The sequence below is a fragment of the Enterobacter sp. RHBSTW-01064 genome (assembly GCF_014103035.1).
In the GTDB taxonomy this organism is placed as follows: Bacteria; Pseudomonadota; Gammaproteobacteria; order Enterobacterales; family Enterobacteriaceae; genus Enterobacter; species Enterobacter mori.
Window position 1 is genome coordinate 586,971 of sequence record NZ_JABXOU010000002.1, and the last position, 13,085, is coordinate 600,055.

Sequence of the window (13,085 nt, forward strand, 5' to 3'; positions counted from 1 at the left end):
CGGTAAAGTTCAGTGGGAAGCCCGACGAGCCTGGGGAGGTTCACTGATATGTTGTACGATAAATCCCTTGAGAAGGATAACTGTGGTTTCGGCCTGATCGCCCACATAGAAGGCGAACCTAGCCACAAGGTAGTGCGTACTGCTATTCACGCACTGGCCCGAATGCAGCACCGTGGCGCCATCCTTGCCGATGGTAAAACCGGCGACGGTTGCGGCCTGCTGCTGCAAAAACCGGATCGTTTCTTCCGCATCGTAGCGGAAGAGCGCGGCTGGCGTTTAGCCAAAAACTACGCTGTCGGCATGCTGTTCCTGAACCAGGATCCTGAAAAGGCTGCCGCCTCACGCCGCATCGTCGAAGAAGAACTTCAGCGTGAAACCCTGTCTATTGTCGGCTGGCGCAATGTGCCAACCAACGAAGGGGTGCTCGGTGAAATCGCCCTCTCCTCGCTGCCTCGTATTGAACAGATTTTCGTTAACGCGCCTGCGGGCTGGCGTCCACGTGATATGGAACGCCGTCTGTTTATCGCCCGCCGCCGCATTGAAAAACGTCTCCAGGACGATAAAGAGTTCTACGTCTGTAGCCTCTCTAACCTGGTGAACATCTATAAAGGTCTGTGTATGCCGGCTGACCTGCCGCGCTTCTACCTGGACCTGGCGGATCTGCGTCTGGAATCGGCCATTTGCCTGTTCCACCAGCGCTTCTCCACCAACACCGTTCCACGCTGGCCGCTGGCTCAGCCGTTCCGCTACCTGGCGCATAACGGCGAAATCAACACCATCACCGGTAACCGCCAGTGGGCCCGCGCCCGTACCTATAAGTTCCAGACGCCACTGATCCCTGACCTGCACGATGCCGCGCCGTTCGTGAACGAAACCGGCTCTGACTCCAGCTCCATGGATAACATGCTGGAACTGCTGCTGGCAGGCGGGATGGACATCGTGCGCGCCATGCGTCTGCTCGTGCCACCGGCGTGGCAGAACAACCCGGATATGGACCCTGAGCTGCGCGCGTTCTTCGACTTTAACTCCATGCACATGGAGCCGTGGGACGGCCCGGCGGGCATCGTGATGTCCGACGGCCGTTTTGCCGCCTGTAACCTGGACCGTAACGGTCTGCGTCCGGCGCGCTACGTCATCACCAAAGATAAGCTCATCACCTGCGCGTCTGAGGTCGGGATCTGGGATTACCAGCCTGACGAAGTGGTCGAGAAGGGCCGCGTCGGTCCGGGCGAGCTGATGGTTATCGACACCCGCGGTGGGCGTATCCTGCACTCCGCCGAAACCGACAACGATCTGAAAAGCCGCCATCCGTACAAAGAGTGGATGGAGAAAAACGTCCGTCGTCTGGTGCCGTTCGAAGATCTGCCGGACGAAGAAGTGGGCAGCCGCGAGCTGGACGACGATACCCTCGCAAGCTTCCAGAAGCAGTTTAACTACAGCGCGGAAGAGCTTGACTCCGTCATCCGCGTACTGGGTGAAAACGGTCAGGAAGCGGTCGGCTCCATGGGTGACGATACCCCGTTTGCCGTGCTCTCCAGCCAGCCGCGCATTATTTACGACTACTTCCGTCAGCAGTTCGCGCAGGTCACCAACCCGCCGATCGATCCGCTGCGTGAAGCGCACGTGATGTCACTGGCAACCAGCATCGGCCGCGAGATGAACGTCTTCTGCGAAGCCGAAGGCCAGGCGCACCGTCTGACCTTTAAATCGCCGATCCTGCTGTACTCCGATTTCAAACAGCTCACCACGCTGAAAGAGGATCACTACCGCGCTGACACGCTCGATATTACGTTCGACGTGACCGAGGCGACCCTCGAAGAGACGGTGAATGCGCTGTGTGATAAAGCTGAACAGATGGTGCGTAACGGTACCGTTCTGCTGGTGCTGTCTGACCGCAATATCGCGAAAAACCGTCTGCCGGTCCCTGCGCCAATGGCGGTAGGTGCTATCCAGACGCGTCTGGTCGATAAGAGCCTGCGCTGCGACGCCAACATCATTGTTGAAACCGCCAGCGCCCGCGACCCGCACCACTTTGCCGTGCTGTTAGGCTTTGGCGCGACGGCGATCTACCCGTATCTGGCCTACGAAACGCTGGCTCGTCTGGTCGATACCCGCGCGATCGACAAAGATTACCGCGCGGTAATGCTGAACTACCGCAACGGCATCAATAAAGGCCTGTACAAGATCATGTCCAAAATGGGCATCTCGACTATCGCCTCTTACCGCTGTTCGAAGCTGTTTGAAGCGGTCGGCCTGCATGACGATGTCGCAAATCTCTGCTTCCAGGGCGTGATCAGCCGTATCGGCGGCGCCGGTTTTGCTGACTTCCAGCAGGATCTGGTGAACTTGTCAAAACGCGCCTGGCTGGCACGTAAGCCGCTGGATCAGGGCGGTCTGCTGAAATACGTTCACGGCGGCGAATACCACGCCTATAACCCGGACGTGGTGCGCACGCTGCAACAGGCGGTTCAGAGCGGTGAATACAGCGATTATCAGCAGTACGCTGAGCTGGTAAACAACCGTCCGGCGGCAACGCTGCGCGACCTCATTGCCCTGAACCCGGGTGACGAAGCCGTCAGCATCGACGACGTAGAGCCTGCAACCGAGCTGTTCAAACGCTTCGATACCGCGGCGATGTCCATCGGCGCGCTGAGCCCGGAAGCCCACGAAGCGCTGGCGGAAGCCATGAACAGCATCGGCGGCAACTCTAACTCCGGCGAAGGCGGTGAAGACCCAGCGCGTTACGGCACTAACAAGGTCTCCCGTATCAAGCAGGTGGCATCCGGTCGCTTTGGCGTGACGCCTGCGTACCTGGTCAATGCCGACGTGATTCAGATTAAAGTCGCTCAGGGTGCTAAACCGGGCGAAGGCGGTCAGTTGCCGGGTGATAAAGTTACCCCATACATCGCCAAACTGCGCTATTCCGTACCGGGCGTGACGCTGATCTCCCCGCCGCCACACCACGATATCTACTCTATCGAGGATTTAGCGCAGCTGATTTTCGACCTGAAACAGGTCAACCCGAAAGCGATGATCTCCGTGAAGCTGGTTTCCGAACCGGGCGTCGGCACCATCGCCACCGGTGTGGCGAAAGCCTATGCGGATCTCATCACCATCGCCGGTTACGACGGCGGCACCGGTGCAAGCCCGCTCTCCTCCGTGAAATACGCGGGTTGCCCGTGGGAGCTTGGCCTGGTGGAAACCCAGCAGGCGCTGGTGGCGAACGGCCTGCGTCACAAGATCCGTCTGCAGGTGGACGGTGGTCTGAAAACTGGCCTCGACATTATCAAGGCGGCAATCCTCGGTGCGGAAAGCTTCGGCTTCGGTACCGGCCCGATGGTTGCGCTGGGCTGTAAATACCTGCGTATTTGCCACCTGAACAACTGCGCAACCGGTGTTGCTACCCAGGACGAGAAGCTGCGTAAGAACCACTATCACGGCCTGCCGTTCAAAGTGACCAACTACTTTGACTTCATCGCCCGTGAAACCCGCGAGCTGATGGCGCAGCTGGGCGTGAAGCGCCTGGTCGACCTGATTGGCCGTACCGACCTGCTGAAAGAACTGGAAGGCTTCACCGCGAAGCAGCAGAAGCTGGAGCTGTCTAAGCTGCTGGAAACCGCGCAGCCGCATCCTGGCAAAGCGGTTTACTGCACCGAGAACAACCCGCCGTTCGATAACGGCGTGCTGAACGCGCAGCTGCTGCAGCAGGCGAAACCGTACGTGGACGACAAGCAGAGCAAAACGTTCTGGTTTGATATCCGCAACACCGACCGCTCCGTGGGTGCCTCCCTCTCCGGTTATATCGCGCAAACGCACGGTGACCAGGGGCTGGCGGCGGATCCGATTACTGCGCACTTCAGCGGTACCGCGGGCCAGAGCTTCGGCGTGTGGAACGCAGGCGGCGTTGAGCTGTACCTGACTGGTGATGCCAACGACTACGTCGGTAAAGGCATGGCGGGCGGTCTGCTGGCGGTGCGTCCTCCGGTCGGCTCAGCCTTCCGCAGCCATGAAGCGAGCATCATCGGTAACACCTGCCTGTACGGCGCGACCGGCGGTCGTCTGTTCGCAGCAGGTCGTGCGGGCGAGCGTTTTGCGGTGCGTAACTCTGGTGCTATCACCGTGGTGGAAGGCATTGGCGATAACGGTTGTGAATATATGACGGGCGGTATTGTTTGCGTAATGGGTAAAACCGGCGTGAACTTTGGCGCGGGCATGACGGGCGGTTTTGCGTACGTCCTGGACGAAGACGGTGAGTTCCGCAAACGCGTGAACCCGGAGCTGGTGGAAGTGCTGGACGTTGAAACGCTGGCCATCCACGAAGAACACCTGCGCGGCTTGATTACCGAGCATGTGCAGCATACCGGTTCTTCGCGCGGTGAAGAGATCCTGGCGAACTGGCCTGCGTTCTCAGCGAAATTCGCGCTGGTTAAGCCGAAGTCCAGCGATGTTAAAGCCCTGTTGGGTCACCGTAGTCGTAGCGCAGCAGAGCTGCGCGTGCAGGCGCAGTAAGGAATTCAGATGAGCCAGAACGTATACCAGTTTATCGACCTGCAGCGTGTTGATCCGCCAAAGAAACCGCTGAAGATCCGCAAAATTGAATTTGTAGAAATCTACGAGCCGTTTTCAGAAGGCCAGGCCAAAGCACAGGCAGACCGCTGCCTGTCCTGCGGTAACCCTTACTGCGAATGGAAATGTCCGGTACACAACTACATCCCGAACTGGCTGAAGCTGGCCAACGAAGGGCGTATTTTTGAAGCCGCCGAGCTGTCTCACCAGACCAACACCCTGCCGGAAGTGTGCGGCCGCGTGTGCCCTCAGGATCGCCTGTGTGAAGGCTCCTGTACGCTGAACGACGAGTTCGGCGCGGTGACCATCGGTAACATTGAGCGCTATATCAACGATAAAGCGTTCGAGATGGGCTGGCGCCCGGACATGACCGGCGTGCGTCAAACTGACAAGCGCGTGGCCATCATCGGCGCGGGCCCGGCGGGCCTGGCCTGTGCGGACGTGCTGACCCGCAACGGCGTGAAGGCGGTGGTCTTTGACCGTCATCCGGAAATCGGCGGTCTGCTGACCTTCGGCATCCCGGCCTTCAAGCTGGAAAAAGAGGTCATGACCCGTCGCCGTGAAATCTTCACCGGCATGGGCATTGAGTTCAAACTGAATGTGGAAGTGGGCCGCGACGTGCAGCTCGACGACCTGCTGAAGGATTACGACGCCGTGTTCCTCGGCGTGGGCACCTACCAGTCCATGCGCGGCGGTCTGGAGAACGAAGATGCACCAGGCGTTTATGATGCCCTGCCGTTCCTGATTGCCAACACCAAGCAGATCATGGGCTACGGCGAAACCGCCGATGAGCCGTTCGTCAGCATGGAAGGCAAACGCGTGGTGGTGCTGGGCGGCGGTGATACCGCGATGGACTGCGTGCGTACGTCTATTCGTCAGAACGCGGCGCATGTGATCTGCGCCTATCGTCGTGACGAAGAGAACATGCCGGGCTCTAAACGCGAAGTGAAAAACGCGCGTGAAGAGGGCGTAGAGTTCCAGTTCAACATCCAGCCTCTGGGCATTGAAGTGAATGCCAACGGTAAAGTGAGCGGCGTGAAGATGGCGCGCACCGAGATGGGTGCACCAGATGCCAAGGGTCGTCGTCGCGCTGAGATCGTGGCAGGCTCCGAACATGTGATCCCGGCCGATGCGGTCGTCATGGCGTTTGGTTTCCGTCCTCACAGCATGGAATGGCTTGCGAAGCACAGCGTTGAGCTGGATTCACAGGGCCGCGTGATTGCACCTGAAGGCAGCGACAACGCATTCCAGACCAGCAACCCGAAAATCTTCGCCGGTGGCGATATTGTTCGCGGTTCTGACCTGGTTGTCACGGCGATTGCCGAAGGGCGTAAAGCCGCTGACGGTATACTGAACTACCTGGAAGTGTAAAAGATCGAGCCGGATGGAAAACCATCCGGCTTTTTTATGCGGTTAACAGGCTGGCGCGAACCTTCACCACGGCCTTTTTAATCTCTCCCGCCGAGTCGGTGATGCACCCTGGCTTATGCGGCTCCCCCGGCATAAACACCACGAACATCCCCGGTCTTAACGCTACCGACTGCTCCCCTTCGATGCGGCTGCAAAGCTGATAATCCTCGGCGCTATGCATTTCCTCGCACCCGCGCGCGGACTCCGTAACGCCAAACAGAATCCGCTCTTCACCGGCTAACAGGAGCTGGATATCAATATACTCCGCGTGCAGCTCTGCCTTTTTCAGCTCCGGGGCTTGTGTAGCAAACTGCATAACATTCATAAAGATAGTATCACCCTGCAGTTCGTAGTGACCCGGCGCTTTCTCCTTTGGCCGGGCGGTAACCGCCAGCGTGAGAGCATTCACCAGTGCGGCGGGCAGGCCCGACGATGCCAGTGACTGCAGCTCTCCCATCATCATAACGCATCTCCTGTAGCTAACAGCGCCGCGCCCAATAGCCCGGCGTCGTGACGATAATGCGCCGCCCGAAGGGGCACCTGATACACTTCTGGCTCCTGCGATAAATAGGCTTTCACCAGAGGGAGATACCCTTCCGCCAGCCCCACGCTGCCGCCGACCACGATAACCTGACAGTCGGTAACGGCTTTAACGTCGGCGATCAGTCGCGCCAGCGCGTGTGCCGAATTTTCCACCAGCCTGCGAGCCTGCGGTGTATCCCGGCTGAATATCGCCTTTGCATCTAGCCCTGCCAGTTCGCCCTGCGCCTGAGCAGCAATGCCCCGGCCTGAGGCAATGGCTTCAACGCATCCTCTTCGTCCACAGCCACAAAGCGGCCCGGCGGGATCGGCCAGCGTATGCCCAAGATGCCCGGCCAGCCCCCCGCTGCCCGTCTGAAGTTTTCCGTTGAGTACAACGCCGCCGCCCACGCCGGTTGAAACCGTCAGGAACACCATATCGTCCCTCCCGGGCAGCGCGCAAAACTCTGCCCATGCGGCGGACTGTGCGTCGTTAACCGCCGTGACCGGTAATTGCGTGGCAGCTTCCAGAAAGGCGACCAGCGGAAAGTGCTCCAGGCCACCCAGGTTGGCCGGATTGATGGAGGTGAGCACGCCGTTATGAATAATCCCTGTCGATGCCACCGCCACGCGCCCGGCATGCCTAACCAGAGGTAAAACCAGGGCACGTAGCGCCTCCTCAAGCGCGCCCGGCGTCTGGCTGCCGGGGGTCGGGCACGCCCTGCGCATCGACAGAACGTCCCCTTCAACCAGGGCGGCAGCGAGCTTCGTGCCGCCAATATCAATTGCCAGCGTCATCATTTCATCACCTGCTCGCGTTTGACCGCGCCCGCAGGAAAGGCTCCGCTCAGCGGTTTACCATCGATGGCGTCGTGAGTGCGCAGCGCTTCCGGCCTGATCCAGCGCTGAACGCGGGACGGCATATCGAGGCCGATCAACAGGATCACGACAAATGTCAGGCCAAAGGAGAGCGATCCCAGCGCGGTTCCCAGCTCCATCCGCTGGGACAGCAGAGCGCCGATCACCGGTGCAAGCGCCCCGCCCAGCGCGCCGACGTTATAGGTAAATCCAAGCCCGGCCGCCCGCTGGTCGGTATCGAAATAGCCGCCGATGAGCTTAGGTAAGATCCCGGAAATGCCCTGACCCAGCATCTGTTGGAAAAAGAGCAATAGCCCGAGCACCCAGATATTCGCGCCGCCGATCGCAAACACCGGAATAATAAGCAGCTGCGAGGCCAGCAGGCTGCAGACGTAAGCTTTACGCGTGCCCAGCCAGTCGCCAAGAAAACCGCCTACGCAGCAGCCCACCGCCGCGCCAAATCCGCTGAAGAACAGCACGCGGGCCACCGTAGCCGGATCGTAGGCCAGCTCCGTTTTCAAATAGGTTGGCAGCAGCGCCTGAATCGGCCACGAATAGAGAAAGGCAAACAACACCACAACCATCAGCGTTACGCCAGTGGGCCAGCGTTTACCGCTGCTTTGCACCATAAAGCTGATAAAAACGACGGCGCACAGCAGCCCCAGAATGACCACCATCCCAACGTTGTTTAGCTCTCCGGCAAAGCAGAGCCACAGCGCCGCACCGGCAAACAGCGTCATGGCAATATTGATTACGCGGTACTTACCGCGATAAAGAATATCGACCATCGTGCGCACCGGCGCTTTGCCAGCGTGCTTCGCCTTCCAGTCCTCGGCTTCCGGGATGTTTTTGCGCAGCCACAGGGCAAAGACGATAGGCAAGATGCCGATTAAGAACAACGCGCGCCAGCCCCAGACGGGGACCACGAGGCTGTAGACCTGGGCCGCAATCACCGCGCCAACGGAGAAGCCGGAAATCAAAAAGCCGCTCGCCTTGTTGCGCAGCTGCTTTGGCCAGCTTTCGATCACGTAGGTTGCGCTGGAGCCGTATTCGCCCGCCATCCCCATGCCGATCACCATTCTGGCGATAAACATGGTGACGTAGCCCGGCGCAAACCCGCAGGCAAGGGTGCCGCAGGAGAAAAGAACAATGCTGGTAATCATCGCCAGCTTGCGGCCATAGCGATCGCCCATCGCCCCCAGCAGCAGGCCACCGAACCAGCGTGAGATAAAGGCCGCCGAAATCAGGCTCGCGGCTTCCACCGTCGTCAGGCCGAACTCGCTTTTCACTTCCGTCAGAACTAAGGCAATCAGTACAAAATCGAAGCCATCAAGCAAATATCCCAGCCAGGCAGCGGAGAAGGCGCGCCACTGCGGGCGGCTAAGATGGCGGTACCACGGGATGCTTTGGGTAGATATACTCATTTCACTCTCCCGACGATTTCTCTGTCGTTTTGCCGGACAGCGGCTGTGCCTTGCCCGGCCTACGTAATGCGTTAGCGTTTTTCCGCCATTAGCTGCTCTGCCAGGGCTTTTAGCGCGGGCACGAATTTTTCGTCCACGGGTGAAAACGGCTTGCGGCACAGCGGTACCGAGACCACGTCCATATAGTGCAGCACCGTTTTCAGACCACGGAAGACGCCAGCGCCAATCAGCAGGTCGATAACCTTGTTGCACTCGCCTTGCAGACGCTGCGCGGTGGCGTTATCCCCTTCCCGAACCGCTTTAGCGATCGCCTGATAGCGCCAGCCCATAATGTTGTACGTACTGCCGATCCCTCCGTCAGCGCCTGCCAGCAGGCCGGAAGCGAAGATCTCATCGTAGCCGTTGTAGAGCACCAGATCCGGATGCGCGCGGCGGATCTGCTCCATCTGGAAGAGATCGCCAGAGGTTTGCTTCAGCGCGCCAACACCCGGCAGCGTCACCAGCGTGTTGATTTGGTCAAGGGTCAGTTTGACGCCGCTCAGCGCCGGGATGTTATAGACCACCATTGGCAAACCATCCGCGGAATCAATAATTGCACGGTAGTGGTCGCAGTGTTCTTCAAAGCTGAAGGGATAGTAGAACGGTGTGACGGCGGACACGGCATCAAACCCAAAGCGGGCGGCAGCCGTTGCCAGCTGCTGGCTTTCTGCGGTGCTGACACAGCCAACATGGGCAATGAGGGTGATTTTCCCCTTCGCCTCATCCGCCACGATCTCCATTACCTGCTCGCGTTCTGAAAGGCTTTGCACAAAAGCCTCTCCCGTTGAGCCACCCACATAAAGCCCGTCGATGCCCTGCTCAATATTGAACTGCACCAGACGGCGCAGGCTCTCTTTATCCAGCATTTGCTGCTGAGTAAACGGGGTCAGGAGTGCGGCCATTACGCCGCGTAATTGCGTTGCCATAGTTACCTCAATCGATCGTGTGTTTGTTATAACGACATACCTTTATACCTGTTATACCAGATCAATTAAGCAGCAGTGGAATACAGAACGCTTATATTGCGATCTGCTTCACTAAAGGATCGTTATTTTTTGGCTTTTGTATGTTGGCCGAAAGCGTGCCAGGTGGCAGAAACGCTGTTGAGGTGGGTCTGGAGCGCGCGATCGGCCTCATCCGGATCGCGGCGACGGATCGCATCGACGATCGCAATATGCTGGCGATAGCTGACTTTATTATGCTTATACAGCTCGGCATCCGGCACTTTTGGACGCGCGGCGATCAGCCAGTCGAGCAGCGCAACGTGGATCGCGTTAAAGATCGGATTGCCGGGGATCTCCGCCAGCACGCGGTGGAAATCGACGTCGGATCGAATAAACAGGGCATTATCATCCAGAGACTGGCTGTTGATCTCAAGCGCTTTTGTCAGCTGAGCGATTTGATCGTCAGTGGCAAACTCAGCGGCAAATCGAACGAGGCTGGATTCAAAGAACAGGCGTAGCTGCTCAAAATGGGCAATGCCGCCGGGCTGTGTCAGGAAATCTTTCGCCATGCCAGAAAGTTCGCTGATGATGGTATCGGCTGAAGGCATGGAGACGCGGGCACGTTCACCGTTGTTGATCTGCACCAGCCCTTTGCGCTTTAGCGCCGCCAGCGCCTCACGCACCGAAGGGCGGCCCACGTTGAAGAACTCCATCAGCTCGCGTTCGGAGGGCAGTTGTTCTCCCTGGGCGAACTCCTTGCGGCGGATCATCTGCTCCAGCTCTTCTTCCACCATATCAGACAGCTTTTTGCGCGCCAGCGGACGACGATGCAGGCTGCGGCCAATAGTTTCATCAGAGTTTTCAGCTTTAAGATCGGTCGGTTTCATTGCAGTCCGGTGCCATAGAAGGAAAACGGCTCATCATAACACAGGAAATTAGAGGGGGCGAAAAGGGGCAGAAAGCAAAACAGGCCCGGAGGGCCTGTTGGATTATTTCACAACGCGCAGCGCCGGACGGCCACCGCGCGGAGGCGGATTGTCATCAGGATCGTTGTCGTCGTGATGATCGGGTTTATCGCCATCAATAATTGACATCACCGTGTCGCTTTCGCGCTCATCGGTAGCGTCATCATCGTTCAGGCTGGCAACATCTTCGTCATACGCCGCTTCCGGCTCAAACATGGTACCCGCACCGTTTTCACGCGCGTAGATAGCCAGTACGGCAGCCAGCGGCACAGAAACCTGACGCGGCACGCCGCCGAAACGCGCGTTAAAGCGCACTTCGTCGTTTGCCAGTTCCAGGTTACCCACCGCGCGCGGCGCAATGTTCAACACGATCTGTCCGTCACGTGCATATTCCATAGGAACCTGCACGTCCGGCAACGTCACATCCACAACCAGGTGCGGCGTGAGCTGGTTATCCAGCAGCCATTCATAGAAGGCGCGCAGCAGATACGGACGGCGTGGGGAAAGTTGTGACATTTCCACAGTCATTAGCCTCGGCCGAGACGCATTTCACGTTCCGGCTCAGTCAGAGAAGCCAGGAAAGAGTCGCGTTCAAATACGCGCGTCATGTAGCCTTTCAGCTCTTTCGCACCAGGACCGCTGAACTCAACACCCAGCGTAGGCAGACGCCACAGCAGCGGTGCAAGGTAGCAATCGACCAGGCTGAACTCATCGCTCAGGAAGAAAGGCTTCTGACCAAAGACTGGCGCGATTGCCAGCAGCTCTTCACGCAGTTGTTTACGTGCAGCATCCGCTTCAGACGACGTACCGTTAACGATAACGTTCATCAGCGTATACCAGTCTTTTTCGATACGCTGCATGTACAGGCGGCTTTCACCACGCGCAACAGGGTAAACAGGCATCAGTGGCGGATGCGGGAAACGCTCATCCAGGTATTCCATAATGATACGGGATTCCCACAGGGTCAGCTCGCGATCCACCAGCGTTGGTACGCTCTGGCTCGGGTTGAGATCGATCAGATCCTGAGGAGGGTTATCCTTTTCCACATGCTCGATCTCAAAACTGACACCCTTCTCGGCCAGCACGATACGAACCTGATGGCTATAAATGTCAGTAGGACCAGAAAACAGCGTCATTACCGAACGTTTGTTGGCAGCGACAGCCATGAAAACCTCCAGGTATATTCAGAATTTTACTGCTACCGGCCCACCAGGGCCAGCCAGATGATGTATTGCCCATCCCAGAGAAAACACATTGTTCAAGAATCGAACAAAAATCGAGTATTCACCGATATTTGGGCAGAAAATTGGATGATAGTTTACCAGATTTTGATGGCTTTGTGGTGAGGGGATTCTGGAAATGTGGAAAAAGAGGAGATATATCAACTCATGTTGTGGATAACCTACGCATTATCCATAAAAAAACCCGCCGAAGCGGGTTTTTCGCCAATCGTTCTGCGTAAGCAGAATGGATTAACGTTTGGAGAACTGTGGACGACGACGTGCTTTACGCAGACCCACTTTCTTACGTTCAACCTGACGCGCGTCACGAGTAACGAAGCCAGCTTTACGCAGTTCAGAACGCAGGGATTCGTCGTACTCCATCAGAGCGCGGGTGATACCGTGACGGATCGCACCTGCCTGACCGGAGATACCACCACCTTTAACGGTGATGTACAGATCCAGTTTTTCTACCATATCAACCAGTTCCAGCGGCTGGCGAACTACCATGCGGGCAGTTTCACGACCGAAGTACTGTTCCAGAGAACGTTGGTTGATTACGATTTTACCGCTGCCCGGTTTGATGAACACGCGAGCTGCGGAACTTTTGCGGCGACCAGTGCCGTAGTATTGATTTTCAGCCATTGCCTATAATCCCGATTAGATGTCAAGAACTTGCGGTTGCTGTGCCGCGTGGTTGTGCTCGTTGCCTGCGTAAACTTTCAGTTTACGGAACATAGCACGACCCAGCGGGCCTTTTGGCAGCATGCCTTTAACCGCGATTTCAATCACACGCTCAGGACGGCGAGCAATCATCTCTTCAAAGGTCGCTTCTTTGATACCACCGATGTGGCCAGTGTGGTGATAGTACACTTTGTCAGTACGCTTGTTGCCGGTTACAGCAACTTTATCAGCGTTCAGAACGATGATGTAATCACCGGTATCAACGTGCGGAGTGTATTCCGCTTTATGCTTACCGCGCAGGCGACGAGCCAGTTCAGTAGCCAGACGGCCCAGAGTTTTACCGGTCGCGTCAACAACATACCAGTCGCGCTGTACGGTTTCTGGTTTAGCTGTAAAAGTTTTCATTAAAAGCTTACCCAAATAATAAGTTACACGTTGGTGAACACCCAAACGTTT

The 13,085-nt window shown here is 57.4% G+C and carries 11 protein-coding genes; 2 read left to right on the forward strand and 9 right to left on the reverse strand.

Annotation, left to right across the window (positions count from 1 at the left end; genetic code table 11):
- The first annotated feature begins 48 nt into the window (after window positions 1-48).
- Together gltB and gltD are read left to right on the forward strand one after the other, a co-directional pair.
- Complete coding sequence (gene gltB / locus HV355_RS08715; RefSeq protein WP_108416117.1) at window positions 49-4,509, forward strand: glutamate synthase large subunit; 4,461 nt, start codon at window positions 49-51, stop codon at window positions 4,507-4,509.
- A gap of 9 nt (window positions 4,510-4,518) precedes the next feature.
- The gene (gene gltD / locus HV355_RS08720) at window positions 4,519-5,937 is read left to right on the forward strand and encodes a glutamate synthase subunit GltD (RefSeq protein WP_061716409.1); all 1,419 of its coding nucleotides are present in this window, start codon (window positions 4,519-4,521) and stop codon (window positions 5,935-5,937) included.
- A 34-nt stretch (window positions 5,938-5,971) separates the two neighbouring features.
- Here gltD and nanQ read toward each other — a convergent pair whose 3' ends face one another.
- The 9 genes from nanQ to rplM all read right to left on the reverse strand — a co-directional run bounded on the left by nanQ (window position 5,972) and on the right by rplM (window position 13,034).
- On the reverse strand, window positions 5,972-6,439 hold the full coding sequence (gene nanQ, locus HV355_RS08725) for an N-acetylneuraminate anomerase (RefSeq protein ID WP_182401634.1): 468 nt from the start codon (window positions 6,437-6,439) through the stop codon (window positions 5,972-5,974).
- Window positions 6,436-7,296 (reverse strand): N-acetylmannosamine kinase, encoded by an 861-nt coding sequence (locus HV355_RS08730; protein WP_182401636.1) that lies wholly within the window; start codon window positions 7,294-7,296, stop codon window positions 6,436-6,438. Before HV355_RS08730 ends, nanQ begins: the two co-directional genes overlap by 4 nt.
- Complete coding sequence (locus HV355_RS08735) at window positions 7,293-8,777, reverse strand: MFS transporter (RefSeq protein ID WP_182401638.1); 1,485 nt, start codon at window positions 8,775-8,777, stop codon at window positions 7,293-7,295. The genes HV355_RS08730 and HV355_RS08735 overlap by 4 nt, the downstream gene beginning before the upstream one ends.
- A 71-nt stretch (window positions 8,778-8,848) precedes the next feature.
- The gene (gene nanA, locus HV355_RS08740; protein ID WP_108416113.1) at window positions 8,849-9,742 is read right to left on the reverse strand and encodes an N-acetylneuraminate lyase; all 894 of its coding nucleotides are present in this window, start codon (window positions 9,740-9,742) and stop codon (window positions 8,849-8,851) included.
- A 122-nt stretch (window positions 9,743-9,864) separates the two neighbouring features.
- The gene (nanR, locus tag HV355_RS08745) at window positions 9,865-10,647 is read right to left on the reverse strand and encodes a transcriptional regulator NanR (protein WP_182401640.1); all 783 of its coding nucleotides are present in this window, start codon (window positions 10,645-10,647) and stop codon (window positions 9,865-9,867) included.
- A 102-nt stretch (window positions 10,648-10,749) separates the two neighbouring features.
- Window positions 10,750-11,247, reverse strand: coding sequence for a ClpXP protease specificity-enhancing factor (sspB, locus tag HV355_RS08750; protein ID WP_108416522.1), 498 nt, complete (start codon window positions 11,245-11,247; stop codon window positions 10,750-10,752).
- Between the two features lie 5 nt (window positions 11,248-11,252).
- Window positions 11,253-11,891, reverse strand: a complete 639-nt coding sequence (gene sspA / locus HV355_RS08755; protein ID WP_010436114.1) for a stringent starvation protein SspA — start codon at window positions 11,889-11,891, stop codon at window positions 11,253-11,255.
- A 306-nt stretch (window positions 11,892-12,197) separates the two neighbouring features.
- A complete protein-coding gene (gene rpsI / locus HV355_RS08760) occupies window positions 12,198-12,590 on the reverse strand; it encodes a 30S ribosomal protein S9 (protein ID WP_003860436.1) in 393 nt (130 codons plus the stop codon).
- A 15-nt stretch (window positions 12,591-12,605) separates the two neighbouring features.
- The gene (gene rplM / locus HV355_RS08765; RefSeq protein ID WP_006178824.1) at window positions 12,606-13,034 is read right to left on the reverse strand and encodes a 50S ribosomal protein L13; all 429 of its coding nucleotides are present in this window, start codon (window positions 13,032-13,034) and stop codon (window positions 12,606-12,608) included.
- Window positions 13,035-13,085 lie beyond the last annotated feature (51 nt).